Here is a 24,395-nt window from a genome sequence, read left to right on the forward strand (position 1 = left end):
GTTCTCGATCAAGGTTAGTTCGGTGTTGAATGTTCTGACGCTATCGCGGGCAAGCCCGCTCCCACATCAGACCGCGATCCAAATGTGGGAGCGGGCTTGCCCGCGATAGCGCCAGTACAGACAACGCAGACTGACTTAGTCTTCCAGCAGCTCTTCAGCCTGACCCAGGATGTTTTCCAGGGTGAAACCGAACTCTTCGAACAACGCTGGCGCCGGCGCCGACTCACCGTAGGTGGTCATGCCGATCACGCGGCCTTCCAGGCCCACGTACTTGTACCAGTAGTCGGCGTGCGCCGCTTCGATGGCGATACGCGCGCTGACCTGCAACGGCAGCACCGATTGCTTGTAGCCGGCGTCCTGGGCCTCGAACACGCTGGTGCACGGCATGGACACAACGCGCACGTTACGGCCTTGGGCAGTCAGCTTGTCGTACGCCTGAACGGTCAGGCCCACTTCGGAACCGGTGGAGATCAAAATCAGCTCCGGCTCGCCGATGCAGTCCTTGAGCACGTAGCCGCCACGGCTGATGTCGGCGATCTGCGCGTCGGTACGCACCTGGTGTTGCAGGTTCTGACGGGAGAAGATCAGCGCCGAAGGGCCGTCCTTGCGCTCGATCGCGTGCTTCCAGGCCACCGCGGATTCCACCGCGTCGGCTGGGCGCCAGCAATCCAGGTTCGGCGTGGTACGCAGGCTGGTCAGTTGTTCGACCGGCTGGTGCGTCGGGCCGTCTTCGCCGAGGCCGATGGAGTCATGGGTGTACACATGGATCACGCGCTTCTTCATCAGCGCAGCCATACGTACGGCATTGCGCGCGTACTCCATGAACATCAGGAAGGTCGCGCCGTAAGGCACCAGGCCGCCGTGCAGGGACACGCCGTTCATGATGGCGCTCATGCCGAATTCGCGCACGCCGTAGTACATGTAGTTGCCGCTGGCGTCTTCGGCCGAGACACCTTTGCAGCCTTTCCACAGGGTCAGGTTGGAACCGGCCAGGTCGGCCGAACCACCGAGGAACTCAGGCAGCAGCGGGCCAAAGGCGTTCAGGGTGTTCTGGCTGGCTTTACGGCTGGCGATGGTCTCGCCCTTGGCCGCGACTTCGGCAATGTAGGCCGAGGCTTTTTCCGCGAAGTCGGCAGGCAGGTCACCGGCCAGGCGACGCACCAGTTCATTGGCCAGCTCAGGGAATTCGGCGGAGTAGGCAGCGAAACGCTGATCCCACTCGGCTTCGGTGGCCAGGCCTTTTTCCTTGGCATCCCATTCGGCGTAGATGTCGGCCGGGATTTCGAACGGGCCGTGGTTCCACTTCAGCGCTTCGCGGGTCAGGGCGATCTCAGCGTCACCCAATGGGGCGCCGTGGCAGTCTTCCTTGCCTTGCTTGTTCGGCGAGCCGAAGCCGATGGTGGTCTTGCAGCAGATCAGGGTCGGCTGCGCGCTCTTGCGGGCGGTGTCGATGGCAGTCTTGATCTCTTCCGGATCGTGGCCGTCGACATTGCGGATTACCTGCCAGTTGTAGGCTTCGAAACGCTTGGGGGTGTCGTCGGTGAACCAGCCTTCGACTTCGCCGTCGATGGAGATGCCGTTGTCATCGTAGAAGGCGATCAGCTTGCCCAGGCCCAGGGTACCGGCCAGGGACGCGACTTCGTGGGAAATGCCTTCCATCATGCAGCCATCACCCAGGAACACATAGGTGTGGTGATCGACGATGTCGTGGCCAGGGCGGTTGAATTGCGCGCCCAGGACTTTTTCGGCCAGCGCGAAACCTACGGCGTTGGCCAGGCCTTGGCCCAGGGGACCGGTGGTGGTCTCGACGCCTGGGGTGTAGCCGAATTCAGGGTGACCCGGGGTGCGGCTGTGCAACTGGCGGAAGCTCTTGAGGTCATCGATGGTGACGTCGTAGCCGGTCAGGTGCAGCAGCGAGTAGATCAGCATCGAGCCGTGGCCGTTGGACAGCACGAAGCGGTCACGGTCGGCGAACGACGGGTTGCTCGGGTTGTGCTTCAGGTAATCACGCCAAAGTACCTCGGCGATATCCGCCATGCCCATCGGGGCACCGGGATGGCCGCTGTTGGCTTTTTGCACGGCATCCATGCTGAGGGCACGAATGGCGTTGGCACGCTCACGACGGCTGGGCATCGCTGTTCTCCTGAGGATTTTGAAGAGTGAATGATTAAAAGAAACGGAAAAAAGGATCGGCATTTTCCCTCAGCCACCGCCTGCGGGCAATGACAGATAGTCACTTGCAGGTGTTTTTCCTGTGCTTTGGGCGGCAATCGCTTGCAGAAACCTTTAACCGCTTCGTCTAAAGGTTATAGCGGCTGCTTATAACCGCCACTTATCGACCAATATCAAAACTTTTTGATATTGGCCTTGCGGGGATACTCACCCGTCACTAGACTGCTGGCCTTATGAACCTACCCGTGCCCACCCTGCGTCCTGACGACGGCGAAGAGCTGGCAGCCTTGTGCAAGGCCGCTGGCGACCCATTGCGTCTGAACGTATTGCGCGCACTGACCAACGATTCATTCGGCGTGCTGGAACTGGCACAGATCTTCGCCATCGGCCAGTCGGGCATGAGCCACCATCTGAAGGTGCTGGCCCAGGCCGACCTGGTCGCCACCCGCCGCGAAGGCAATGCGATTTTCTACCGCCGCGCCCTGCCCCACGCCGACCTGCTCGGCGGCAAGTTGCACGCGGCCCTGCTTGAGGAAGTGGACAGCCTGAGCCTGCCCCATGACGTGCAGTCACGCATCGGCCAGGTCCATGGGCAACGTGCCGCCGCGAGCCAGGACTTTTTTGCACGGGTTGCCGAAAAATTTCGCGCCCAGCAGGACTTGATCGCAGGCCTGGCCCAATACCGCGACAGCGTACTGGCGCTGCTGGACAAGCTGAGCTTCAGTGAAGAAGCGACGGCGCTGGAAGTCGGGCCTGGAGATGGCGGCTTCCTGCCGGAACTGGCCCGCCGCTTTCGGCAGGTCACGGCGCTGGACAACAGCCCGGCGATGCTCGAACTGGCACGCCAGCTCTGTGAGCGCGAGGCATTGGGCAATGTCAGCCTGCAGTTGGCTGACGCCCTGAGCAGCACAACGATCAAGGCCGACTGCGTGGTGCTGAACATGGTCTTGCACCATTTCGCCGCCCCCGCCGACGCTTTAAAGCAAATGGCCGGGTTGCTGCACCCCGGCGGTAGCCTGTTGGTTACGGATTTATGCAGCCACAACCAGAATTGGGCCAGGGAGGCCTGCGGTGATCTCTGGTTGGGTTTTGAACAGGACGATCTGGCCCGTTGGGCCACCGCTGCGGGACTCGTTCCCGGGGAAAGCCTCTATGTAGGTTTACGTAATGGTTTCCAGATCCAGGTCCGCCACTTTCAGCGACCGACTGGCGACACTCACCATCGGTAAATATCAGGAAAACATCGAGATGAGCGAATACTCCCTTTTCACCTCCGAGTCCGTGTCTGAAGGGCATCCGGACAAAATCGCCGACCAGATTTCTGATGCGGTGCTGGACGCCATCATCGCTGAAGACAAGTTCGCCCGTGTGGCGTGCGAGACCCTGGTGAAAACCGGTGTAGCGATCATCGCCGGCGAAGTGACCACTACCGCCTGGGTTGACCTGGAGCAGATCGTTCGTGACGTGATCACCGACATCGGCTACAACAGCTCCGACGTCGGTTTCGACGGTGCGACCTGCGGCGTGATGAACATCATCGGCAAGCAGTCGCCCGACATCAACCAGGGCGTCGACCGTGCCAAGCCGGAAGACCAGGGCGCCGGCGACCAGGGCCTGATGTTCGGCTACGCCAGCAACGAAACCGAGGTGCTGATGCCGGCACCGATCACCTTCTCGCACCAGCTCGTGCAACGCCAGGCCGAAGCGCGTAAATCCGGCGTGCTGCCTTGGCTGCGCCCGGACGCAAAGTCCCAGGTGACCTGCCGCTACGAAGGCGGCAAGGTGGTCGGCATTGACGCGGTCGTACTGTCGACCCAGCACAACCCGGACGTTTCCTACGCCGACCTGCGCGAAGGCGTGATGGAGCTGATCGTCAAGCACGTGCTGCCGGCCGAACTGCTGAGCAAGGACACCCAGTTCCACATCAACCCGACCGGCCAGTTCATCATTGGCGGCCCGGTCGGTGACTGCGGCCTGACCGGTCGCAAGATCATCGTCGACAGCTACGGCGGCATGGCCCGTCACGGCGGTGGCGCGTTCTCCGGCAAGGATCCATCCAAGGTTGACCGCTCCGCTGCCTACGCCGGTCGCTACGTGGCCAAGAACATCGTTGCTGCCGGCCTCGCCGAGCGTTGCGAGATTCAGGTGTCCTACGCCATCGGCGTGGCTCAGCCTACGTCGATCTCGCTGAATACCTTCGGCACCGGCAAGATCAGCGATGACAAGATCGTCAAGCTGGTGCGCGAGATCTTCGACCTGCGCCCTTACGCGATCACCACCATGCTCGACCTGCTGCACCCGATGTACCAGGAAACCGCAGCCTACGGCCACTTCGGTCGTACCCCTGCGCAGAAGACCGTCGGCGACGACACCTTCACCACCTTTACCTGGGAAAAAACCGACCGCGCCAACGACCTGCGCACTGCCGCCGGCCTGTAATCGCACACGGTACATAAAGCCTCGCCGGGTTTGCCCGGCGGGGCTTTTTATTGCCTGCGGGAGCGCCTTCACATTTTTTGGATCCAAAGCTTGCAGGCACAATAATGGCCCTCTAGAATCCGCGCCCTCTCGGGCCTTCACCTTATTTTGGATATTGCCCTGCACCCGCCCGGGATTCATAAGTGCGCAGGCAATCGAACATTGAGGTTTTTCATGCGCATCTCCACGCTCGCCCCTGCCGCCCTTCTGCTCAGCCTGTTCGCCCTGCCGGCCCACGCCGCCGACCTGAGCGCACTGAGTGGCGCCCTGGGCTCCCAGCTGGGTGTCGGCAATTCCGGCGACTGCCAAAAGCAATCCGCAGACCTGCAAACCAAGATCGATGCGGCCGAAGCCAGCAAAGACAGCTTGAAAGTGAAGGCCTTCAAAGCAGCGCAGGACCAGATCAACAAAGGTTGTGACAAACTCTCCGAAGCCCAGGCCAAAGCCGACGCCAAGCAGCAAACCCAGGAAGCCAAGGCTGATAAGCCTGATGCCGTGAAAGCACTGGGCGGCCTGTTCAAGTAAGCCGAAACACCCGGTAAAAAGCCCCGCAGCGTCGGGGCTTTTTTGTGGGTGAACGGATCATTTAGGCTGGGCGCCCCTTCCGAGCAAGGATGCTCATGATGCGTTTACTGATTGTTCTGCTACTCAGCGCTCTACCCTTTTCGGCCTGGGCTGAAAACTGCCCTGATGATGCCCGGGCCCAGGTCGACACCCTGGCCGAACAAATCCGCCTGTGGGACGACAGTTACCACCGCCTCGGCCAATCCCCCGTCAGTGATGAACTCTACGACCAGGCTCGCCAGCGCCTGGCCCACTGGCGCCAGTGCGTCCCCAACCCCACCGCGCCTGATGATCCGCTGGCCAGTTCACGGGGCACCTTGCCGCACCCGGTCGCCCATACCGGCCTGGAAAAGCGCCTGGATGAGCAAGCCGTGGGCGCCTGGCTGGGCACGCGCCGGGATGTATGGATCCAACCCAAGGTGGACGGCGTTGCGGTGACTCTGGTGTACCGCCAGGGGCGGTTGAAACAGCTGATCAGCCGTGGCGATGGCAAGCTGGGCCAGGACTGGTCGGCCTCCGCGCGCAAGATCCCCGGCATTGTCCAGCAACTGCCGGAACCCATCGACCTGGTGCTGCAAGGCGAACTTTATTGGCGCCTCGACGAGCATGTGCAATCGGCACGCGGCGGGCTCAACGCGCGCAGCAAGGTGGCCGGGATGATGAACCGTCGGCAGTTGAGCGACACCGACGCCGCCGGCATCGGCCTGTTTGTCTGGGCCTGGCCGAATGGCCCCGCAGCCTTTACCGAACGCCTGGCCACCCTGGCACGCTGGGGGTTCACCGACAGCCAGCGCTACAGCCAGCCCGTCCAGGACATCATCGAAGCAGCACATTGGCGCACCTATTGGTACAACCACCCCCTGCCCTTTGCCAGTGACGGCGTGGTGCTGCACCAGGCGCAGCGCGCACCCGCTGAGCGCTGGCAGGCCAGTGCGCCTTATTGGGCGGTCGCCTGGAAGTACCCCGCCTCCCAAGCCCTGGCCCTGGTACGCCAGGTGCAATTCAAGATCGGCCGCACCGGACGCATCACCCCCATTCTGGAACTGGAGCCGGTGCGCCTGGACGACCGCCGGATCAGCCGGGTCAGCGCCGGCTCCTTGAAGCGCTGGCAGGCCCTGGATATTCGCCCGGGCGACCAGGTGTCCATCAGCCTGGCTGGCCAAGTGATCCCTCGGCTGGACCAGGTGATCCTGCGCAATACCACCAGGGTCGACCTGCCAGTGCCCGACCCTCGGGACTTTCACGCCTTGAGTTGCTGGCAGCTGGACCCCGGCTGCGAAGAACAGCTGCTCGCACGCCTTACCTGGCTGAGCGGCAACCAGGGCCTGGCATTGCCGCACATAGGCCGCGAGACGTGGAACATATTGATCCAGGCCGGTCTAATCGCAGGCTTTCTCGATTGGTTAACCCTGGATGCGGCAGAGCTTGCTAACATTGATGGCTTCGGTGAGCGCAGCCGCACGCGGCTGCTCGACAGCCTTCACAGCGCTCGGCAACGCCCCTTCGTACAATGGCTCAAGGCCTTGGGTGTACCGCCTGCGGCACGCGGTAACCTGGAGGGCAACTGGCAGACGCTGGTCGCCAGAGACACCCAGGCCTGGCTGGCCATCGATGGCATCGGCCCGGGTCGCGCGGCGCAACTGAGCGCTTTTTTTCGCGACCCACACGTACAGACATTGGCTGAAACATTACGTGTGGCCGGAATAGACGGGTTTTGAACCAGACCCAGCCACCTTTAAATCACAGCAGAATTCACCCTGCTATTTGCGACCCCGGAGCTCCACATGAAATTCCTCGCCCCTTTTGCCCTGTTGACCGTCGCAAGCTTCATGGCCACGCCACTGCTCGCCGCCGAAGAAGCCACTCCACTCACCGGCTGTGCCGCCAAGCGCCAGGCCATCAGCACCCAGCTCGAACAGGCCAAGGCCCACGGCAACAGCGACCAGCAAGCCGGCCTGGAAAAAGCCCTGAGCGAAGTCACCGCCAACTGCACGGATGCCGCCTTGAGGAAGGAGCGCGAAAACAAGGTACTCGACGCCAAGCACGAGGTCAGCCGCCGTCAGGCCGACCTCGACAAGGCGATGAAAAAAGGCGACGCGGACAAGATCAACAAGCGTAAGGACAAACTCGCCGAGTCACGCAAGGAACTGCAGGACGCCGTGGAAGAACTCGACCAGTAAAACCGGTCAGTGGTCGCGAAATTGTTTATGGCAGGCACTGCAGGCATCTTCGACTTTCTGTACGGCAGGCGTAAGGTTGCTGGCCTTGTAGGGCTGCACCTGGCTGGCGATCACCAACTCACCGGTGGCCGCTTCCAGATCGCGGGCCAGTTGCTGGAACTGCGCCTGTTTTTGCCACACGTCGTCCTTGGCGCTGGTGTGATCCTCCTCGCGCACACTCGGAAAGTGTTTCCACGGTTCATGGGACAGCGCATCGAGCTTGACCGCGCCCTCGGCGAATTTCGCGCCATCGAAGGCAATGCGCCCGCGCAACATGCCGCCCAGGTCTTCAGCGGTCTTGAGCATTTGCTTGAAGATCGCCTTGCGCTGGCCCAGGGGCGAATTCGGATCGACGCCGCCGCAGGCGGACAGTGCCAGGCAGGCCAACAGCACAAGCGTCATTTTTTTAAAAGTCATGGCGGCTCAGGGTCACGGGAAACGGCGGCCAGTATCCTCGCCCTGCCCGTAAAGACCAATAGCCCTATTAATAATAAGGGTTGTCCACAGGCGCTAAGGCGCGGGCAATCGCTTCAGGAACCGTTTGTATGAATCTCACATTGAAACACTTGAGCCGCCGTCTGGCATGGGCTCTGCCGATGATTGCACTGCTGGCAGGCTGTGACGCGGGCAAGGACAGCGGTAAAGACACGGCTAAAGAAGAAGCTGCCAAGCCCCACGCCGTCGCCACCTATGTAAGCGCTCCCTGGGAGGCGTTGCCCGCCGTGTCCGACAGCGACCTGCTGGCCGGCTTCGAATCCTGGCGCAGCGCCTGCCAACGCCTCAAGGCCGACCCTATATGGGGGGCCACCTGCGCAGCAGCGGGTCCCGTGCCAGCCGATGCCGTGGCGGTGCGCGGTTTTCTCAAGGAGCGCCTGGACGTGTTCGGCCTGCGTTCGGCTGACAACACCCCCAACGGCTTGATCACCGGCTACTACGAGCCGGTCTACCCCGGCAGCCTGACCAGGACCGCCGCCGCCCATGTTCCCGTGTATGGCGTACCGGATGACCTGATCATCGTCAATCTGGAAAGCATCTACCCGGAACTCAAGGGCAAGCGCCTGCGCGGCCGCCTCGAAGGGCGCGTGCTCAAGCCCTATGACGATGCCAGCGCCATCAACGGCCAGGGCTCCACCGCCAAGCCGATTGCCTGGCTGACCAACCCGATGGACCTGCAATTCCTGCAGATCCAGGGCTCGGGGCGCATTCAACTCAAGGGCGGTCGCCAGCTACGCGTCGGTTACGGCGACCAGAACGGCTACCCCTATCGCCCTATCGGCCGTTGGCTGGTGGAGCAAGGCGAACTGAAGAAAGAAGACGTGACCATGGGCGCCATCAGCGCTTGGGCCAAGGCGCACCCGGAGCGCATCCCGGAACTGCTGGCCAGCAATCCCAGCTACGTATTCTTCAGCGCTCGCCCCGACAGTAATGACGGCCCGCGCGGTTCGCTGAATGTGCCGTTGACCGCCGGCTACAGCGTAGCGGTGGATCGCAAGGTGATTCCGTTGGGCAGCCTGTTGTGGCTGTCGACTACCAAGCCCGACGGCTCGCCATTGGCACGCCCGGTCGCCGCGCAGGACACCGGCGGTGCAATCACCGGAGAAGTGCGCGCGGATTTGTTCTGGGGCACGGGTGACGCTGCCGGAGAGCTGGCGGGAAATATGAAGCAGCAAGGGCAGATCTGGATGCTGTGGCCCAAGGGCGCGGCGTTGCCGCAGGTGCCGGAGACGCTCTAGTTCAAATGTGGGAGGGGTGCCCCCCACAACTGGATCTGCGTCACAAGTCAGATCGACACGAAGAAGAAGCTCGCAATCAACGCCATGCCCACCGCCCACACCAGCGAGCGCAGTATCGCCCAGTCGGCCAGGTAGCAAATGATGTACAGCAGGCGGCTGGTGATAAACAGCACCGCCAGCACATTGATGGTCACCAGTGCGGCCGTGCCGGCCAGGTGGGCGATAATCACCGCGGCGGCAAAGGCGGGGGTGACTTCAAAGCTGTTGAGCTGCGCACTGTGGGCGCGCTTGGCAACCCCTTCAAGGGTATCCAGGAAAGCACGCGGGTCGTGGTTCTGCCGCGGCCCGAACTTGCCGCCACTGAACTTGGCCACGCCCGTGCACAGGTAAGGCAGGAAAATCGCGATCAACACACACCAGAAAGCAGCCGTCATCACTCAGTCCTTTTGTCGTTTTATGCAGCGATTAGAGTTCTAGCACTAAAAACCCGATATCGCACCTAACCGCTATGAGCCGCGCGACACCGAAAGGTTCTACCGCACTTTCACCCAAGACGTTGCAACCTCACGCCGCCACTGCGGTCCATCCCCCATTAACAACCCACCCCCACCTTCCAAGGACCCCGGATGCTTGAACTTGTCGCCGCCTTTATTTGCCTCACAACCCTGCTCACCTATGTGAACTTCCGCTTTATCGGCCTGCCGCCCACCATCGGCGTGATGGTCACGGCCCTGCTGTTCTCCCTGATCCTGCAAGGCCTGAGCGTGCTCGGCTACCCAGGCCTTGAGGAGCGCATCCAGCAATTGATCGGCCAGATCGACTTCGGCGACCTGCTGATGAACTGGATGCTGTCGTTCCTGCTGTTCGCCGGCGCCTTGCACGTCAACTTGAACGACCTGCGCAGCTACCGCTGGCCCATCGGCCTGCTGGCCACCTTCGGCGTATTGATCGCCACCGTGGTGATCGGCAGCCTGGCGTATTACATCTTCGCCCTGTTTGGCTGGCACGTGAGCTTCCTTTACTGCCTGTTGTTCGGCGCACTGATCTCGCCCACCGACCCCATTGCGGTACTGGGCGTGCTGCGAACCGCCAATGCGTCGAAACCGCTGAAGACCACGATTGTGGGCGAGAGCCTGTTCAACGACGGCACGGCAGTGGTGGTGTTTACCGTATTGCTGGGCATCGCGCAGTTGGGCGAGACGCCTACCGTGGGCGCCACGGCCTTGCTGTTCGCCCATGAGGCAATTGGCGGCGTGGTCTTCGGCGGGCTCATCGGCTACCTGGTGTACCTGATGATCAAGAGCATCGAACAGCACCAGATCGAAGTGATGCTGACCCTCGCCCTGGTCATCGGCGGCTCGGCGATGGCCACCGAACTGCACGTCTCCGCACCGATCGCGATGGTGGTGGCCGGGCTGATCATCGGCAACCTGGGGCGCAAGCTGGCGATGAACGACATGACCCGGCGCTACCTGGACGGCTTCTGGGAACTGCTGGACGACATGCTTAACGCGCTGCTGTTCGCGCTGATCGGCATGGAGCTGCTGCTGTTGCCGTTCAACTGGCTGCACGTGTTCGCGGCCAGTTTGCTGGCGGTGGCGATCCTGCTGTCGCGCCTGCTGACCGTGGCCCCGGCGATCCTGTTGCTGCGCCGCTGGCGCACAGTGCCGCGCGGCACCATCCGTATCCTGACCTGGGGCGGCCTGCGCGGCGGGGTCTCGGTGGCACTGGCGCTGGCCCTGCCACTGGGCCCGGAGCGCGATCTGCTGCTGAGCATCACCTACATCGTGGTGCTGTCGTCGATCCTGTTGCAGGGGCTGAGCATCGGCAAGCTGGTCAAGCGCGTGACCCAGGGCGAACCCCAGGCCGCACCTGACGTTCACTGATCCTTGTTGATCCGCTGCGGATGCCTCGGGTCCGCAGCGTGCTTGCCCGGCAAGCTACTCTCGCTGCGAATCTGCGCATGACTGATCAACGCAAAGATAAAGCTGCCACCGATGATATTGCCGGCCAGGGTTGGGCCAGCAAATACCAGCCAGAAATCCTTCCACGGCAACTCGCCGGCAAACACCAGGTATGACACTTCCGCCGAACCCACCACGATATGGGTGAAATCCCCCAGGGCCATCAGGTAGGTGATCAGAATGATGATCCACATCTTGGCGCTTTCCATCGACGGGATCATCCACACCATGGTCGCGATCATCCAACCGGAGACGATGCCCTTGGCAAACATCTGGCCGGCGTCGTTTTCCATGATCTTGCGCCCGATTTCGAGGAAGGCCAGGTCGGTCTTGGTGTCGAAGATCGGCAGGTGCAGCATCACGTAGGCCACCAGCAGGGTGCCGCAGAGGTTGCCCACCAGCACCACCGACCACAACCGCAACAGGCGTCCGGCATTGGCCAGGGTCGGCTTGCTCATCACCGGCAGCACGGCGGTCAGGGTGTTTTCAGTGAACAGTTGCTGGCGCGCCAGGATCACCGCGAGAAAGCCTGCGCAGTAGCCGAAGCTGGCGATCACCTTGAAGGCCTCTCCGTCCGGAAGGCGTGAATTGAGCAGCCCCATGGCCATCAATGACAGGCCCATGGTCAGGCCGGCCGCAAGTGCCGACCACCACAAGGCGGCGACGCTTCGCTCCAGCTCCTGATCGCCCTGGGTGCGGATAATTTCATGCAGCACCGCCGCGCGGGGCGGCTGGTTCTTGTCGACGTCCTGCTGCTCTTCCTGGGACAGGTTGGGGGTCTTGCCGTCTTCTTGCGTGGCCATGGTGATACCTGAACGGGGGGCGATGTTCAGGTACGACCTATGGTTGATCAAGAGCGTTCACTGGCCCGGCGCAGGTTTACTCGCTGATGCCGTCGTCCTGGAACTGATCCTTGACGTACTTGATCTCGGTACGACCATGCGGTGCCGGCAAACCGTCTTCGCCGAGGTTGACGAAGACCATCTTCTCTACAGTCAGGATGCTTTTGCGGGTGATCTTGTTACGCACTTCACAGGTGAGGGTGATGGAGGTGCGGCCAAACTCGGTAGCAGTGATCCCGAGTTCGATGATGTCGCCCTGGCGCGAGGCGCTGACAAAGTTGATTTCGGAGATGTACTTGGTCACAACACGCTGGTTGCCCAGTTGGACGATGGCGTAGATGGCTGCTTCTTCGTCGATCCAACGCAGCAGGCTACCGCCGAACAGGGTGCCGTTGGGGTTGAGGTCTTCAGGTTTTACCCATTTGCGGGTGTGGAAGTTCATGGTCACTCCAAAGCGTCTTGCCGAATGATGGGCAACATCATGGCAGAGCCTGCCCCCAAGCTCTATGCGCCATTGCCTATCAACCCCATGTGCGATCTTCATATGGCCGACAGAAAGGCTTGGGAAGTGCCGCGTACACGGCTATAATCGCCCCCGCTTCAAAACGGTCATCTTCAGTTGATACCGTTTCTCCCGCCACCTGTCCGAGGGGCGCTGCAGCAGGTTCAACCTGTCAGGCTCGGATGGGGCGTTGTCCGGCCTGGTTGCCCTGGCCTGATACTAAACGCACAACGGCGCCCATTCGCACACTACGAATGGAGGCTCTTCATGAGCGCTGTAATTACGCCTGCAGATTTCAACGACTACAAAGTCGCCGACATGTCCCTCGCCGCCTGGGGCCGTCGCGAAACCTTTATCGCCGAATCCGAAATGCCAGCCCTGATGGGCCTGCGTCGCAAGTATGCCGCCGAGCAACCGCTCAAGGGCGCGAAGATCCTCGGCTGCATCCACATGACCATCCAGACCGCCGTGCTGATCGAAACCCTGGTTGCCCTGGGTGCCGAAGTGCGTTGGTCGTCCTGCAACATCTTCTCGACGCAAGACCAGGCCGCTGCCGCCATCGCCGCTGCCGGTATCCCGGTATTCGCCTGGAAAGGCGAGACCGAAGAAGAGTACGAGTGGTGCCTGGAGCAAACCATCCTTAAAGATGGCGCGCCTTGGGATGCCAACATGATCCTCGACGACGGCGGCGACCTGACCGAGCTGCTGCACAAGAAGTACCCGCAGATCCTCGACCGCGTCCACGGCGTGACCGAAGAAACCACCACCGGCGTACACCGCCTGCTGGACATGCTGGCCAAGGGCGAGCTGAAAATCCCGGCCATCAACGTCAACGACTCGGTGACCAAGAGCAAGAACGACAACAAGTACGGCTGCCGTCACAGCCTGAACGATGCCATCAAGCGCGGCACCGACCACCTGCTGTCGGGCAAGCAAGCCCTGGTGATCGGCTACGGTGACGTGGGCAAGGGTTCGTCCCAGTCCCTGCGCCAGGAAGGCATGATCGTTAAAGTCTCCGAAGTCGACCCGATCTGCGCCATGCAAGCCTGCATGGACGGTTTCGAAGTGGTTTCGCCGTTCATCGATGGCGTCAATGACGGCACCGAAGCCAGCATCGACAAGGCCCTGCTGGGCAAGATCGACCTGATCGTGACCACCACCGGTAACGTCAACGTCTGCGATGCCAACATGCTCAAGGCCCTGAAGAAGCGCGCCGTGGTGTGCAACATCGGTCACTTCGACAACGAGATCGACACCGCTTTCATGCGCAAGAACTGGGCATGGGAAGAAGTGAAGCCGCAGGTACACAAGGTTCACCGTACCGGCGCTGGCGATTTCGACCCACAGAACGACGACTACCTGATCCTGCTGGCTGAAGGCCGCCTGGTTAACCTGGGCAACGCCACCGGCCACCCAAGCCGCATCATGGACGGCTCGTTCGCCAACCAGGTACTGGCCCAGATCTTCCTGTTCGGCCAGAAATACGCCGACCTGTCGCCAGCCCAGAAAGCCGAGCGCCTGACCGTGGAAGTACTGCCGAAGAAACTCGACGAAGAAGTGGCCCTGGAAATGGTCCGCGGCTTCGGCGGCGTGGTGACTCAGCTGACCAAGACCCAGGCCGACTACATCGGCGTGACCGTCGAAGGTCCGTTCAAGCCGCACGCTTACCGCTACTGATCGGCTTGGCTGCCCGCCCCTTCAGGGGCGGGTTCGCCTTACAGGCTTTCGAGTTCCCAAGGGTATGACCATGTCCCAAGACCGTCGCTACAGCTTCGAGTTCTTCCCCACCAAGACCGATGCTGGGCATGAAAAACTAATGGCGACTGCCAAGCAGTTGGCCACTTACCACCCCGATTTCTTCTCCTGCACCTACGGCGCCGGCGGCTCGACCCGCGATCGTACGATCAACACCGTGTTGCAGCTTGAAAGCGAAGTCAACATTCCCGCCGCTCCGCATTTGTCCTGCGTGGGCGACAGCAAGGCCGACCTGCGCAGCCTGCTCACTCAATACAAGGCCGCCGGAATCAAGCGCATCGTTGCCCTGCGTGGCGACTTGCCGTCCGGTATGGGCATGGCCAGCGGTGAGCTGCGCTACGCCAATGACCTGGTGAGCTTCATTCGTGAAGAAAGCGGCGATCACTTCCATATCGAAGTGGCCGCTTACCCGGAGATGCACCCCCAGGCGCGCCATTTCGAAGACGATCTGCAGAATTTCGTACGCAAAGCCAACGCCGGCGCCGACAGCGCGATCACCCAGTACTTCTTCAACGCCGACAGCTACTTCTACTTCGTCGAGCGTGTACGCGCCATGGGCGTGAACATCCCGATCGTGCCGGGCATCATGCCGATCACCAACTACAGCAAGCTGGCGCGCTTCTCCGACGCCTGCGGTGCTGAGATCCCACGTTGGGTGCGCAAGCAACTGGAAGCCTATGGCGACGACGTCAAGAGCATCCAGGCGTTCGGCGAACAGGTGATCAGCAATATGTGTGAAGAATTGTTGCAAGGTGGCGCACCAGGCCTGCACTTCTATACCCTGAACCAGGCTGAACCCAGCCTCGCGATCTGGAACAACCTTAAACTGCCACGTTAGGCCGGTTTAATCGCTGTACCCGGCCCTCGTTATTACGGGGGTTTTTTTCGTCTATATATCCCCGGAAAGGAAGCCTGCAGTACATGAATACAGCGTCCCCGACTCCCCGCCCGCAGCTGGTGTACCTGGTATTCGGCGCCGAGACCTATCATCAGGAAGCCGTATTCAGCATCGCCAGCGCCCTGGCCCACCTGGGCGGTCCCCAGGGCATGCCATTGGACATCCAGGTGTTCAGCGACAATCCGGCCCCCTATCGCGGCTTGCCGGTACAGGTTCACACCCTGGACGACGCCACGCGCAGACGCTGGAGCGAGCCCCACGGCTACCATTTCCGCACCAAGCACGTGCTGTTGCGCCAGGTGCTGGAAACAGCGGAACGGGCGCTGTTGATCGACACCGATACCTTTTTTCACGACTCGCCCATGGCGCTGTTCGAACGTGTCGCGCCCGGCACCGTGCTGTGCAATGCCTTCCACGCCAAGTACGGCGACAACCGCGAAAGCGTACTGTATGAAGCCCTGGCCAGGCACCTTGCAGACAAAGGCCTGGCCGACGACGACATGTGGCTGCTCAACTCCGGCGTCATGGGCCTGACCCGGCAAGATGCGCACATCCTTGATCGCTCGATCGAGTTGATGGACGAGCTGTTCCCGATGGCCCACGGTGCCTACACCCTGGAAGAGTTCTGCCTGTCGGTGGCCGCGTACCGTACGCTCAATGTGCGCCAGTGCCCCGACCTGATCCACCACTACTGGAGCCGCAAGCAGTTGTTCCGGGCCAAGGTCAAGGCGTGGGTCACCAAGCACGCCGCGGACCCCATCTGCGCCCAGGCCCTGGCCGACACCCGCAATGTGTCTGCCCACCTGCCCCGCCCGCCGCGATTGCAACGCTTGATGTACAAGCTGATCACCCTGGCCTTGCCCAAACGCAAGCAGCAGTTCATCCGCGAAATTCTCTACGGCTGCTACGAGCACGAAAATGAATTCGACCAGGCCTGTGGCCCGGTTTGGTGGGACAAGGCTTTGCAGAATCAGGAAGAGCGGCAAAAAAGCCCGGTCGATGCGCACCAGCTCGAACATTGGTTCGCCAACCCAGTGGTGCGCCTGATTCTGGGCGAGCGACGTGCAGCCATCTATGAGCACCTGATGACCTCACCCACAAAATAGCGTCGCCCGCAGATGCGTGTGCCAGCGCTTCTCTTTAGCGCACGGGCGTCGTAACCTCGGGGCATGCCCGTCACTCTGAAGCTGTTGACCGTTGCGCTTTTTACTTGCTTGAGCCTCGCCGCTTATGGCGAGAAATTGCGCATTGTCACCGAGCCCTGGGCGCCTTATGTGTACGAAGAGCACGGCGCCATGCACGGGCTGGACTACGAAACCACGGTGATCGTGTTCCAGCGCCTGGGGGTCGAGGTGCAATGGCAGTTCCTGCCCTGGAAGCGCTGTCTGGCCATGCTCGATCAGGGTCATGCCGATGGCGCACTGGATATTTTCCACAGCCACGAACGCGACGCCCTGCTGCTGTACCCCAGCGAACCGTTGTCGGAAGTGGAATTCGTGATGTTCTACGCCAACGAACGCCCTCATCCGGTCCAAGGCCTCGACGAGTTGGACGGCCTCACTGTCGGCACCTCGCCAGGCTACCTGTACGGCGCGCCATTCAGCGACTCCACCCGGTTCAGCCGCGAGCCGGCCCCCAGCCACGAGGCCAACTTCGGTAAATTGCTGCTGGGACGCATCGACCTGCTGATCACCGACCGCCGGGTCGGCCAACATGTGATCAAGGCCCTGGGCCTGGAAGGCAAGGTCAGCCAGGCGCCCATCGTGGTCAGCCGCCAGCAGCAATACCTCGCGGTACGCCGTGGCGCGGGGATGGACCTGCTGGTGCAACGCTTTGCCGCCGAGCTCAAGCGCTTCAAACAGGAACCGGCCTACGCCGCTTTAAGCGCCAAATATGGTGGAATCCAAGCCATAACCGCGTCCGGACACACCGTTGAGCAGCAGGAAAGCGGCGCACAGTGATTGCTCTGTTATACTCCGGCCTTTCCGCCAGGCTTACGCCCGGCCGCTGAGGTCCTGAAAAAGGCACCCAACCCCGCTACTGCGCAGCTTTCAGCCCGCGCGAGCCGGTGGAGTGCCCGCCAGACGCAGCAGGACCGGACGGGATTGCGCTCCCCTAAGCGCCATTCACGCCCGGCAAGATTATCCCTCTGGGCCAAGCCCTAACTAAAACAGGATTACTCATGTCCTTTGCTTCCCTCGGTCTCTCCGAGGCTTTAGTCCGCGCCATCGAGGCAGCGGGCTATACCGAGCCTACTCCGGTGCAACAGCGGGCTATTCCCGCCGTGTTGCAAGGTCGCGACCTGATGGTTGCGGCTCAGACAGGTACGGGTAAAACCGGCGGCTTCGCCCTCCCGATTCTGGAGCGGTTGTTCCCCAACGGTCATCCGGACAAATCCCAGCGTCACGGCCCGCGCCAACCGCGCGTACTGGTCCTGACCCCTACCCGCGAACTCGCCGCCCAGGTGCACGACAGCTTCAAGCTGTATGCCCGCGACCTGAAGTTCGTCAGCGCCTGCATCTTCGGCGGCGTTGGCATGAACCCACAGGTTCAGGCCATGTCCCGTGGTGTTGACGTGCTGGTGGCGTGCCCCGGTCGTTTGCTCGACCTGTGCGGCCAAGGCAGCGTTGATTTGTCCCACGTGGAAATCCTCGTGCTGGACGAAGCCGACCGCATGCTCGACATGGGCTTTGTCCATGACGTGAAGAAGGTCCTCGCCCGCCTGCCGGCCAAACGTCAGAACCTGCTGTTCTCGGCAACGTTCTCCAACGACATCACCGCCCTGGCCGGCAAGCTGCTGCACAACCCGGAGCGCATCGAGGTCACGCCGCCGAACACCACGGTCGAGCGTATCGAGCAACGCGTATTCCGCCTGGCCGCCAGCCACAAGCGTGCGCTGCTGGCCCACCTGATCACCGCCGGCGCGTGGGAACAGGTACTGGTGTTCACCCGCACCAAGCACGGCGCCAACCGCCTGGCCGAGTACCTGGACAAGCACGGCCTCACCGCCGTCGCCATCCACGGCAACAAGAGCCAGAACGCACGCACCAAGGCGCTGGCCGACTTCAAGGCCGGTGAAGTGCGCATCCTGGTGGCCACCGATATCGCCGCCCGTGGCCTGGACATCGACCAGTTGCCACACGTGGTCAACTTCGAGCTGCCAAACGTCGACGAAGACTACGTGCACCGTATCGGCCGTACCGGCCGTGCCGGTCGTTCGGGTGAAGCCATTTCCCTGGTTGCCCCGGACGAAGAGAAACTGCTGAAAAGCATCGAACGCATGACCAAGCAGAAAATCGCCGATGGCGACCTGATGGGCTTCGATGCCAGCGCCGTTGAGGCCGAAAAGCCTGAAGTGCGCGAACGTCCGGACGTGCGCAACCCGCGCAATCCACGCGGTCCGAAGGGCGATGGCCCGAACGGCGGCGGTGGTGGCGGTGGTCGTCGCGACAAGGGCAAGGACAAGGGCGGCAAGGAAAAAGCGCCAACCAACGGCCGTGGTGAACGCCCGGCCCGTGAGCAGAAGCCCCGTGAAGGCACCCCGGCCCGCGAACAGCGCCAGCCGAGCCAGCCCCCACGCGCCGCAGCCGACCGCGCCCCGGACGAATTCCTCGACGACGACGTGGATAACTTCGGTAACCGCGTGGACTACGTGCCCCAGGCCAAACCGGCCCAGGGCCGCGGCCGTCGTCCAGGTGCTCCGGCACAGGGCGCAGGCGCCGGCGCTCCACGTGGCGGCCAGCCCCAGGGCGGTCGTCAGAACGGCCCGCGCAACAGCAGCGGCGGCACGACCGGCACTCCACCGGCCAAGCGCAGCGGCCCGCGTAACGGTGCACCGCGTGACGGCCAGGCGCGTCGCGAAGATTCGCGCAGCAACAACCGCCGCCCGGCCCGTGACGACCAGCCGCGTTTGTCCGAGCCAGCCGTGCAGAACCCGCGCGGTGGCCCGGCGCCGAAGATCATCCACAAGGAGTCGAAAGCCGACCGCTTCCCGACACCCGAGCAGTTGGATCAACTGCCAGGCCGTCCGCGTGGTGAAAAACCAGCATTGCTGACCCGCAACCGCTGAGTTTCAAAGCGCCATGAAAAATGCCTCGCATCGAAAGATGCGGGGCATTTTTTATCTCCTCCCCACACGTTCCCTGGGATGAGCGAACTGGTTGTGGTGAGCGAGCTTGCTGTGGTGAGCGAGCTTGCTCGCGCTGGGCTGCGCAGCAGCCCCAACACCTGTCACCGTGTTCTGCCAGAAGAATCATGGTGTATCTGATTAGGGCCGCTTCGCGCCCCAGCGCGAGCAAGCTCGCTCACTACAGGAAATACAGGCCAAAAAAAACCGGATCCTGAGATCCGGTTTTTTGTGTGCGGACAGAAATTACTTCTGCTTGACGCCTTCCAGCGAGATGTCCAGGTCGACAGTCTGGGAAGTCGGGCCAGGGCCCTTGATGCCGAAGTCGTTCAGGTTCAGCGTGGTCTTGGCGTTGAAGCCGGCACGTTCGCCGCCCCATGGATCCTTGCCTTCACCGTTGAACGTGGCCTTGAAGGTCACAGGCTTGGTCACGCCGTGGAAGGTCAGGTCGCCGGTCACATCAGCGGTTTTCTCGCCGGTGGATTTAACCGCAGTGGAGACGAACTTGGCATCGGCGAACTTGCCGACATCCAGGAAGTCCTTGCTGGCGATGTGCTTGTCACGTTCGGCGTGGTTGGACCACAGGCTGGCGGTTTTCACGTCGACCGCGATTTTGCTGGCTTCAGGCTTGGCGGCATCCCAGCTGAACGTACCATCCCAGTCCTTGAAGGTACCGTGGATGTAGCTGTAGCCCAGGTGGCTGATTTTCCAGTCGATGAAGGCGTGCTGGCCTTCCTTGTCGATCTTGTAGTCGGCAGCCATCACCTGACCTGCAGACAGCAGCGCTGTACCGATTGCCAGAGCGGCGAGGGTCTTTTTCAACATGCTTTCTATTCCTTGTGAGTCGAGGTTGAACATCAGGCTTTGCGCCCCAGCATTCGCGTGAGGGTCGCATCACGATCGATAAAGTGGTGTTTCAACGCAGCCACGCCGTGCAGGCCGGCGAAGACTACCAACACCCAGGCGAGGTACAGGTGCACCACGCCGGCTGTGTCTGCCTGGTCCGGTAGACCGGAAACCACGGCAGGAATTTCGAACAGGCCAAACACCGGGATACCGACACCGTCTGCGGTGGAAATCAGGTAACCGGCGATCATCACGGCAAACAGCCCGAGATAAAGGAACGCGTGGCCAAACGCGGCACCGATACGGGTCAAGCGGCTGTAACTGGCCAGCGGCGGAGGCGGCGGGCTGATCAGGCGCCAGACAATACGCACCAGCATGATGGCGAACAGCGTGATGCCGATGCTCTTGTGCAGGTCCGGTGCGTCCTTGCGCCAGGCGCTGTAGTAGTCCAGACCCACCATCCACAAGCCCAGGGCGAACAGGCCGAACACCACCAGGGCCACGCCCCAGTGCAAAACCATACTGACCCAGCCGTAACGGGCCGGTGAGTTACGTAGCTGCATGTACTTAATCCCGTAAGAGCTGCGCCCAAGACTAGCGATTTACCTATCGAATTAAAGCGGAAAATTTCGCTTTGAAATATCGAGAAATATGATCTTGAGGGTATGAACAGTAAATTAACCAAGGATTAAGGACTATCCAGAAGAAACGTGACAGTCCGTCCTGTGTTTACTGCCAATTCATGCGTTATGGGTTGTGACACCGCCGCCCATTGCATAGGCTTGCGCGATTGTTTTACCTGCGCCGCTCGCAGGACCGCTTCGAGGAGATCACCGATGGGCTTGAACAACCAGTGGATGCAACGCGACCTCGCGGTGCTGTGGCATCCCTGCACCCAGATGAAAGACCACCAGCAACTGCCGCTGATCCCGATCAAGCGCGGTGAAGGCGTCTGGCTGGAAGACTTCGAAGGCAAGCGCTACCTCGACGCCGTCAGCTCCTGGTGGGTCAACGTCTTCGGCCACGCCAACCCGCGCATCAACCAGCGCATCAAGGACCAGGTCGACCAGCTGGAACACGTGATCCTCGCCGGTTTCAGCCACCAGCCGGTGATCGAGCTGTCCGAGCGCCTGATCAAGATGACCCCCGAGGGCCTGACCCGCTGCTTCTATGCCGATAACGGTTCGTCGTGCATTGAAGTCGCGCTGAAGATGAGCTTTCACTATTGGCTCAACCGTGGCCTGCCAAACAAAAAACGCTTCGTCACCCTGACCAACAGCTACCACGGCGAAACCATCGCCGCGATGTCGGTGGGCGACGTGCCGCTGTTTACCGAGACCTACAAGGCGCTGCTGCTGGACACCCTCAAGGTGCCGAGCCCGGATTGCTACCTGCGCCCCGAGGGCATGAGCTGGGAAGAACACTCGCGCACGATGTTCCTGGCCATGGAACAGACCCTGGCCGAGCACCACGACAGCGTCGCCGCCGTGATCGTCGAGCCGCTGATCCAGGGCGCCGGCGGCATGCGCATGTACCACCCGGTGTACCTCAAGCTGCTGCGCGAGGCCTGCGACCGCTATGGCGTGCACCTGATCCACGATGAAATCGCCGTGGGCTTCGGCCGCACCGGGACCCTGTTCGCCTGTGAACAGGCCGGCATCCGCCCGGACTTCCTGTGTTTGTCCAAGGCCCTGACCGGCGGCTACCTGCCGTTGGCCGCCGTGGTCACCACCGATGACGTCTACGACGCGTTCTACGACGACTACCCGACCCTGCGCGCCTTCCTGCACTCCCACAGCTACACCGGCAACCCGCTGGCGTGTGCGGCGGCCCTGGCGACCCTGGATATTTTCGAAGAAGACAACGTCATCGAAAACAACAAGGCCCTGGCCCGGCGCATGGCCACGGCAACGGCTCATCTGGTCGACCATCCGCATGTCTCGGAAGTACGCCAGACCGGCATGGTGCTGGCCATCGAGATGGTCCAGGACAAGGCCACCAAGACCGCTTACCCGTGGCAGGAGCGCCGTGGTCTCAAGGTGTTCGAACACGCCCTGGAACGCGGTGCGTTGTTGCGGCCGTTGGGCAGCGTGGTGTATTTCCTCCCGCCCTATGTGATTACACCGGAGCAGATCGACTTCCTCGCCGAAGTCGCCAGCGAAGGCATCGATATCGCCACCAACAGCAAAGTCAGCGTAGCGGTGCCGAAGGATTTCCACCCTGGTTTCCGCGATCCGGGTTGATTGCCGGCACACCTACACCTTTTTCCAGAGAACCGACATGAGACTGTCCCGCTTTTTCACCGACACCCCGCTGAGCCTCGGCGATCACGAACTGCCCGAAGCCCAGGCGCACTACATCAGCCGCGTGCTGCGCATGGGCGAAGGTGACGCCGTGCAATTGTTCGACGGCTCCGGCCAGGAATTCCTGGGCAGCCTGCTGGAAGTCGGGAAGAAACGCGTCACCGTGCAACTGACGGAAAGCTTCGCCGGCCAGGCCGAATCGCCGCTGCACATCCACCTCGGCCAGGGCCTGTCCCGGGGCGAACGCATGGACTGGGCGATCCAGAAAGCCACCGAACTGGGTGTCAATGCCATCACGCCGATCTTCAGCGACCGCTGCGAAGTGCGTCTGAAGGACGAACGCGCCGACAAACGCCTGCTGCACTGGCGCCAGGTGGCGATCAGCGCGTGCGAGCAGTGCGGGCGTTCGACGGTACCGGTGATTCACCCGCCGTTGCTGCTGGCGGACTGGTTGAAGCAGGTCGAGGCGGACCTGAAACTGGTGCTGCACCCGGTGGCCGAGCCGCTGGTCAGCCATGCCAAACCTGCGAGCCTGGCGTTTCTGATCGGCCCGGAGGGCGGGCTGACCGACAACGAAGTCGACACCGCCCAAGGCGCTGGCTTCCACGCCGCCCGCCTCGGCCCGCGCGTGTTGCGCACCGAGACTGCGCCCGTCGTCGCGTTGGCGGTTGCCCAACAACTCTGGGGCGACTTCTAAATGTGGGAGGGGTGATCAGTCCACCGGATCGCTGATCGGCTTGGCAATGATCGCCTTCAACTCACTGGTCATCGGGAATTCCAGGTTCAAGCCCTTGGGCGGAATCGGCTGTTCAAACCAGCGCTGGTAAATCCCGTTGATCTCCCCCGAACGGTAAAGGTCGCCGAGGGTCTCGTTGACCACCGCAAGAAACTGCGGGTCATCCTTGCGCACCATGCAGCTGTAGATCTCCCGCGACTGCTCCTCGCCCACCACCACCCAGTTGTGTGGGTCCTTGGCCTTGGCACGTTCGCCGTAGAGCAATGCATCGTCCATATAGAACGCGGCCGCGCGGCCCGTCTCGAGCATCTTGAACGCCTCGCCGTGGTCCTTGGCGCTGATCACGAACATATTGCTCTTATGCTCGGCGTTGTAGCTCTTTAGAAAACGCTCGTTGGTGGTGCCGGCGGTAGTCACCACGTTCTTGCCCGCCAGGTCGGCGAAGCCCTTGATGCCGCTGTCCTTAGCCGTCAGCAACTGGCCTTTCACGTAAATAAACCCGTAGGAAAATGCCACCTGTTTCTGCCGCTCGGCCGTGACTCCGGTGGAGCCGCACTCCAGGTCGACGGTGCCATTCTGCACCAGCGGAATCCGCGTTTGAGAGGTCACCAGGTTGTACTTCACCTTCAGGTCAGGCACCCCGGTTTTCTGCTGGATACGCTCGACGATCTTGCTGGCCAGGTCCACCGAATAGCCCATCGGCTTACCGGTGTGATCCCCCACGTAGGAAAACGGCACCGACGCATCGCGATAGCCCAGGGTGATGGACTGGGTGCTGGCGATCTTGCCCAGCGTACCGTCCAGCGGCGCCTGGTTGGCATGGGCGTGTACTCCCAGCAAAAGGCCGATGCAGCCGGTCAACAGGATTTTTTTCATTGTTATTCTCCGTTGGTTTTTGACGTTATTTTCGTACCGCAATCACGCTGATTTCCACCAGCACGCTCGGCCGCGCCAGCTCCGCCTGCAGGGTGGTGCGCGTAGGCGCCATCCCGGGCGATAGCCAGGCGGCCCATACCTCATTCATCGGCGCGAAACCGCTGCCGATGTCTTTCAAGTAAATGGTCGCATTGAGCAAATGATCCTTGTCACTGCCGGCCTGGGCCAGCAGCGCATCGATCCTGGCCAGCACTTCGCGGGTCTGCGTCGCCACATCCTGGCCTTCGCCGGGCACCTGGCCCGAAAGGAATACCAGATCCTTGAACGTAACGGCGCCGGACAGTCGGTCGTTGCTGCTGATTCGGTTGATGGTCATGGGTC

23 protein-coding genes and 1 riboswitch are annotated in these 24,395 nt (G+C 61.7%); of the genes, 14 read left to right on the top strand and 9 right to left on the bottom strand.

Features of this window, described 5'->3' with window-relative positions:
• Nucleotides 1–135 precede the first annotated feature (135 nt).
• On the bottom strand, nucleotides 136–2,133 hold the full coding sequence (tkt, locus tag BLQ09_RS04915) for a transketolase (protein WP_027606040.1): 1,998 nt from the start codon (nucleotides 2,131–2,133) through the stop codon (nucleotides 136–138).
• Between the two features lie 272 nt (nucleotides 2,134–2,405).
• Here tkt and BLQ09_RS04920 point away from each other — a divergent pair, with 272 nt between their 5' ends.
• The 5 genes from BLQ09_RS04920 (at nucleotide 2,406) to BLQ09_RS04940 (ending at nucleotide 7,394) form a co-directional block, all read left to right on the top strand.
• Entirely contained in the window at nucleotides 2,406–3,401 is a 996-nt protein-coding gene (locus BLQ09_RS04920; RefSeq protein WP_027606041.1) for an ArsR/SmtB family transcription factor, read from the top strand.
• A 19-nt stretch (nucleotides 3,402–3,420) separates the two neighbouring features.
• Nucleotides 3,421–4,611 carry a methionine adenosyltransferase gene (metK, locus tag BLQ09_RS04925; RefSeq protein WP_092355630.1) on the top strand — a complete coding sequence of 397 codons (1,191 nt, stop codon included), beginning with the start codon at nucleotides 3,421–3,423 and terminating at the stop codon, nucleotides 4,609–4,611.
• Between the two features lie 213 nt (nucleotides 4,612–4,824).
• Nucleotides 4,825–5,175, top strand: a complete 351-nt coding sequence (locus BLQ09_RS04930) for a hypothetical protein (RefSeq protein WP_027606043.1) — start codon at nucleotides 4,825–4,827, stop codon at nucleotides 5,173–5,175.
• A gap of 95 nt (nucleotides 5,176–5,270) precedes the next feature.
• The gene (ligB, locus tag BLQ09_RS04935) at nucleotides 5,271–6,932 is read left to right on the top strand and encodes an NAD-dependent DNA ligase LigB (protein WP_092355633.1); all 1,662 of its coding nucleotides are present in this window, start codon (nucleotides 5,271–5,273) and stop codon (nucleotides 6,930–6,932) included.
• A 66-nt stretch (nucleotides 6,933–6,998) separates the two neighbouring features.
• Nucleotides 6,999–7,394, top strand: coding sequence for a DUF1090 domain-containing protein (locus BLQ09_RS04940; RefSeq protein ID WP_027606045.1), 396 nt, complete (start codon nucleotides 6,999–7,001; stop codon nucleotides 7,392–7,394).
• A 6-nt stretch (nucleotides 7,395–7,400) separates the two neighbouring features.
• Here the strand turns inward: BLQ09_RS04940 and BLQ09_RS04945 are convergent, their stop codons facing one another.
• A complete protein-coding gene (locus BLQ09_RS04945; RefSeq protein WP_092355635.1) occupies nucleotides 7,401–7,850 on the bottom strand; it encodes a c-type cytochrome in 450 nt (149 codons plus the stop codon).
• 128 nt (nucleotides 7,851–7,978) lie between these two features.
• On the opposite strand from BLQ09_RS04945, the gene BLQ09_RS04950 reads away from it, so the two are divergent.
• On the top strand, nucleotides 7,979–9,166 hold the full coding sequence (locus BLQ09_RS04950; RefSeq protein WP_092355638.1) for a murein transglycosylase A: 1,188 nt from the start codon (nucleotides 7,979–7,981) through the stop codon (nucleotides 9,164–9,166).
• Between the two features lie 47 nt (nucleotides 9,167–9,213).
• On the opposite strand, the gene BLQ09_RS04955 is transcribed toward BLQ09_RS04950, so the two are convergent.
• Complete coding sequence (locus BLQ09_RS04955; protein WP_027606048.1) at nucleotides 9,214–9,600, bottom strand: MAPEG family protein; 387 nt, start codon at nucleotides 9,598–9,600, stop codon at nucleotides 9,214–9,216.
• Between the two features lie 192 nt (nucleotides 9,601–9,792).
• Between BLQ09_RS04955 and BLQ09_RS04960 the strand changes: the two genes are divergently transcribed.
• Nucleotides 9,793–11,052 carry a cation:proton antiporter gene (locus tag BLQ09_RS04960; RefSeq protein ID WP_027606049.1) on the top strand — a complete coding sequence of 420 codons (1,260 nt, stop codon included), beginning with the start codon at nucleotides 9,793–9,795 and terminating at the stop codon, nucleotides 11,050–11,052.
• On the opposite strand, the gene BLQ09_RS04965 is transcribed toward BLQ09_RS04960, so the two are convergent.
• Both BLQ09_RS04965 and BLQ09_RS04970 read right to left on the bottom strand, forming a co-directional pair.
• Nucleotides 11,046–11,933 carry a formate/nitrite transporter family protein gene (locus tag BLQ09_RS04965; RefSeq protein WP_027606050.1) on the bottom strand — a complete coding sequence of 296 codons (888 nt, stop codon included), beginning with the start codon at nucleotides 11,931–11,933 and terminating at the stop codon, nucleotides 11,046–11,048. The genes BLQ09_RS04960 and BLQ09_RS04965 overlap by 7 nt on opposite strands.
• A gap of 76 nt (nucleotides 11,934–12,009) precedes the next feature.
• On the bottom strand, nucleotides 12,010–12,414 hold the full coding sequence (locus tag BLQ09_RS04970; RefSeq protein WP_027606051.1) for an acyl-CoA thioesterase: 405 nt from the start codon (nucleotides 12,412–12,414) through the stop codon (nucleotides 12,010–12,012).
• 199 nt (nucleotides 12,415–12,613) lie between these two features.
• A riboswitch (S-adenosyl-L-homocysteine riboswitch) is annotated at nucleotides 12,614–12,720 on the top strand.
• A 21-nt stretch (nucleotides 12,721–12,741) separates the two neighbouring features.
• On the opposite strand from BLQ09_RS04970, the gene ahcY reads away from it, so the two are divergent.
• From ahcY to BLQ09_RS04995, 5 genes are all read left to right on the top strand, one after another.
• Complete coding sequence (gene ahcY / locus BLQ09_RS04975) at nucleotides 12,742–14,151, top strand: adenosylhomocysteinase (protein WP_027606052.1); 1,410 nt, start codon at nucleotides 12,742–12,744, stop codon at nucleotides 14,149–14,151.
• A 70-nt stretch (nucleotides 14,152–14,221) separates the two neighbouring features.
• Complete coding sequence (gene metF / locus BLQ09_RS04980) at nucleotides 14,222–15,067, top strand: methylenetetrahydrofolate reductase [NAD(P)H] (protein ID WP_027606053.1); 846 nt, start codon at nucleotides 14,222–14,224, stop codon at nucleotides 15,065–15,067.
• Nucleotides 15,068–15,150: 83 nt separating this feature from the next.
• Nucleotides 15,151–16,233 carry a hypothetical protein gene (locus tag BLQ09_RS04985; RefSeq protein ID WP_027606054.1) on the top strand — a complete coding sequence of 361 codons (1,083 nt, stop codon included), beginning with the start codon at nucleotides 15,151–15,153 and terminating at the stop codon, nucleotides 16,231–16,233.
• Between the two features lie 63 nt (nucleotides 16,234–16,296).
• Nucleotides 16,297–17,088: a substrate-binding periplasmic protein gene (locus tag BLQ09_RS04990; RefSeq protein ID WP_092355642.1), complete on the top strand. Its 792-nt coding sequence runs from the start codon at nucleotides 16,297–16,299 to the stop codon at nucleotides 17,086–17,088.
• A gap of 221 nt (nucleotides 17,089–17,309) precedes the next feature.
• Nucleotides 17,310–19,196 (top strand): RNA helicase RhlE2, encoded by a 1,887-nt coding sequence (locus BLQ09_RS04995; protein WP_027606056.1) that lies wholly within the window; start codon nucleotides 17,310–17,312, stop codon nucleotides 19,194–19,196.
• 303 nt (nucleotides 19,197–19,499) lie between these two features.
• On the opposite strand, the gene BLQ09_RS05000 is transcribed toward BLQ09_RS04995, so the two are convergent.
• Together BLQ09_RS05000 and BLQ09_RS05005 are read right to left on the bottom strand one after the other, a co-directional pair.
• The gene (locus tag BLQ09_RS05000) at nucleotides 19,500–20,078 is read right to left on the bottom strand and encodes a YceI family protein (RefSeq protein ID WP_027606057.1); all 579 of its coding nucleotides are present in this window, start codon (nucleotides 20,076–20,078) and stop codon (nucleotides 19,500–19,502) included.
• Between the two features lie 32 nt (nucleotides 20,079–20,110).
• Nucleotides 20,111–20,662: a cytochrome b gene (locus BLQ09_RS05005; RefSeq protein WP_027606058.1), complete on the bottom strand. Its 552-nt coding sequence runs from the start codon at nucleotides 20,660–20,662 to the stop codon at nucleotides 20,111–20,113.
• Nucleotides 20,663–20,935: 273 nt separating this feature from the next.
• Here BLQ09_RS05005 and BLQ09_RS05010 point away from each other — a divergent pair, with 273 nt between their 5' ends.
• Together BLQ09_RS05010 and BLQ09_RS05015 are read left to right on the top strand one after the other, a co-directional pair.
• Complete coding sequence (locus BLQ09_RS05010; RefSeq protein WP_092355645.1) at nucleotides 20,936–22,342, top strand: adenosylmethionine--8-amino-7-oxononanoate transaminase; 1,407 nt, start codon at nucleotides 20,936–20,938, stop codon at nucleotides 22,340–22,342.
• A 37-nt stretch (nucleotides 22,343–22,379) separates the two neighbouring features.
• Entirely contained in the window at nucleotides 22,380–23,099 is a 720-nt protein-coding gene (locus BLQ09_RS05015) for a 16S rRNA (uracil(1498)-N(3))-methyltransferase (RefSeq protein ID WP_027606060.1), read from the top strand.
• 15 nt (nucleotides 23,100–23,114) lie between these two features.
• On the opposite strand, the gene BLQ09_RS05020 is transcribed toward BLQ09_RS05015, so the two are convergent.
• Entirely contained in the window at nucleotides 23,115–24,014 is a 900-nt protein-coding gene (locus BLQ09_RS05020) for a transporter substrate-binding domain-containing protein (protein ID WP_092355648.1), read from the bottom strand.
• Nucleotides 24,015–24,039: 25 nt separating this feature from the next.
• Nucleotides 24,040–24,390 carry a RidA family protein gene (locus BLQ09_RS05025; protein WP_027606062.1) on the bottom strand — a complete coding sequence of 117 codons (351 nt, stop codon included), beginning with the start codon at nucleotides 24,388–24,390 and terminating at the stop codon, nucleotides 24,040–24,042.
• Nucleotides 24,391–24,395 lie beyond the last annotated feature (5 nt).

Source organism: Pseudomonas sp. NFACC25, from assembly GCF_900100935.1.
GTDB classification, from domain to species: domain Bacteria; phylum Pseudomonadota; class Gammaproteobacteria; order Pseudomonadales; family Pseudomonadaceae; genus Aquipseudomonas; species Aquipseudomonas marginalis.

What these genes read in the sequence shown, in the direction of transcription:
- BLQ09_RS04990 (WP_092355642.1), top strand. Translation starts at nt 16,297, where the DNA reads ATGCCCGTCACTCTGAAGCTGTTGACCGTTGCGCTTTTTACTTGCTTG.
- BLQ09_RS04970 (WP_027606051.1), bottom strand. Translation starts at nt 12,414, where the DNA reads ATGAACTTCCACACCCGCAAATGGGTAAAACCTGAAGACCTCAACCCC.
- BLQ09_RS05025 (WP_027606062.1), bottom strand. Translation starts at nt 24,390, where the DNA reads ATGACCATCAACCGAATCAGCAGCAACGACCGACTGTCCGGCGCCGTT.
- tkt (WP_027606040.1), bottom strand. Translation starts at nt 2,133, where the DNA reads ATGCCCAGCCGTCGTGAGCGTGCCAACGCCATTCGTGCCCTCAGCATG.
- BLQ09_RS04930 (WP_027606043.1), top strand. Translation starts at nt 4,825, where the DNA reads ATGCGCATCTCCACGCTCGCCCCTGCCGCCCTTCTGCTCAGCCTGTTC.
- BLQ09_RS05010 (WP_092355645.1), top strand. Translation starts at nt 20,936, where the DNA reads ATGGGCTTGAACAACCAGTGGATGCAACGCGACCTCGCGGTGCTGTGG.
- BLQ09_RS04995 (WP_027606056.1), top strand. Translation starts at nt 17,310, where the DNA reads ATGTCCTTTGCTTCCCTCGGTCTCTCCGAGGCTTTAGTCCGCGCCATC.
- BLQ09_RS05000 (WP_027606057.1), bottom strand. Translation starts at nt 20,078, where the DNA reads ATGTTGAAAAAGACCCTCGCCGCTCTGGCAATCGGTACAGCGCTGCTG.
- BLQ09_RS04950 (WP_092355638.1), top strand. Translation starts at nt 7,979, where the DNA reads ATGAATCTCACATTGAAACACTTGAGCCGCCGTCTGGCATGGGCTCTG.
- ligB (WP_092355633.1), top strand. Translation starts at nt 5,271, where the DNA reads ATGATGCGTTTACTGATTGTTCTGCTACTCAGCGCTCTACCCTTTTCG.
- BLQ09_RS04945 (WP_092355635.1), bottom strand. Translation starts at nt 7,850, where the DNA reads ATGACTTTTAAAAAAATGACGCTTGTGCTGTTGGCCTGCCTGGCACTG.
- BLQ09_RS05015 (WP_027606060.1), top strand. Translation starts at nt 22,380, where the DNA reads ATGAGACTGTCCCGCTTTTTCACCGACACCCCGCTGAGCCTCGGCGAT.
- BLQ09_RS05005 (WP_027606058.1), bottom strand. Translation starts at nt 20,662, where the DNA reads ATGCAGCTACGTAACTCACCGGCCCGTTACGGCTGGGTCAGTATGGTT.
- ahcY (WP_027606052.1), top strand. Translation starts at nt 12,742, where the DNA reads ATGAGCGCTGTAATTACGCCTGCAGATTTCAACGACTACAAAGTCGCC.
- BLQ09_RS04920 (WP_027606041.1), top strand. Translation starts at nt 2,406, where the DNA reads ATGAACCTACCCGTGCCCACCCTGCGTCCTGACGACGGCGAAGAGCTG.
- BLQ09_RS04955 (WP_027606048.1), bottom strand. Translation starts at nt 9,600, where the DNA reads ATGACGGCTGCTTTCTGGTGTGTGTTGATCGCGATTTTCCTGCCTTAC.
- BLQ09_RS04940 (WP_027606045.1), top strand. Translation starts at nt 6,999, where the DNA reads ATGAAATTCCTCGCCCCTTTTGCCCTGTTGACCGTCGCAAGCTTCATG.
- metK (WP_092355630.1), top strand. Translation starts at nt 3,421, where the DNA reads ATGAGCGAATACTCCCTTTTCACCTCCGAGTCCGTGTCTGAAGGGCAT.
- BLQ09_RS05020 (WP_092355648.1), bottom strand. Translation starts at nt 24,014, where the DNA reads ATGAAAAAAATCCTGTTGACCGGCTGCATCGGCCTTTTGCTGGGAGTA.
- metF (WP_027606053.1), top strand. Translation starts at nt 14,222, where the DNA reads ATGTCCCAAGACCGTCGCTACAGCTTCGAGTTCTTCCCCACCAAGACC.
- BLQ09_RS04965 (WP_027606050.1), bottom strand. Translation starts at nt 11,933, where the DNA reads ATGGCCACGCAAGAAGACGGCAAGACCCCCAACCTGTCCCAGGAAGAG.
- BLQ09_RS04985 (WP_027606054.1), top strand. Translation starts at nt 15,151, where the DNA reads ATGAATACAGCGTCCCCGACTCCCCGCCCGCAGCTGGTGTACCTGGTA.
- BLQ09_RS04960 (WP_027606049.1), top strand. Translation starts at nt 9,793, where the DNA reads ATGCTTGAACTTGTCGCCGCCTTTATTTGCCTCACAACCCTGCTCACC.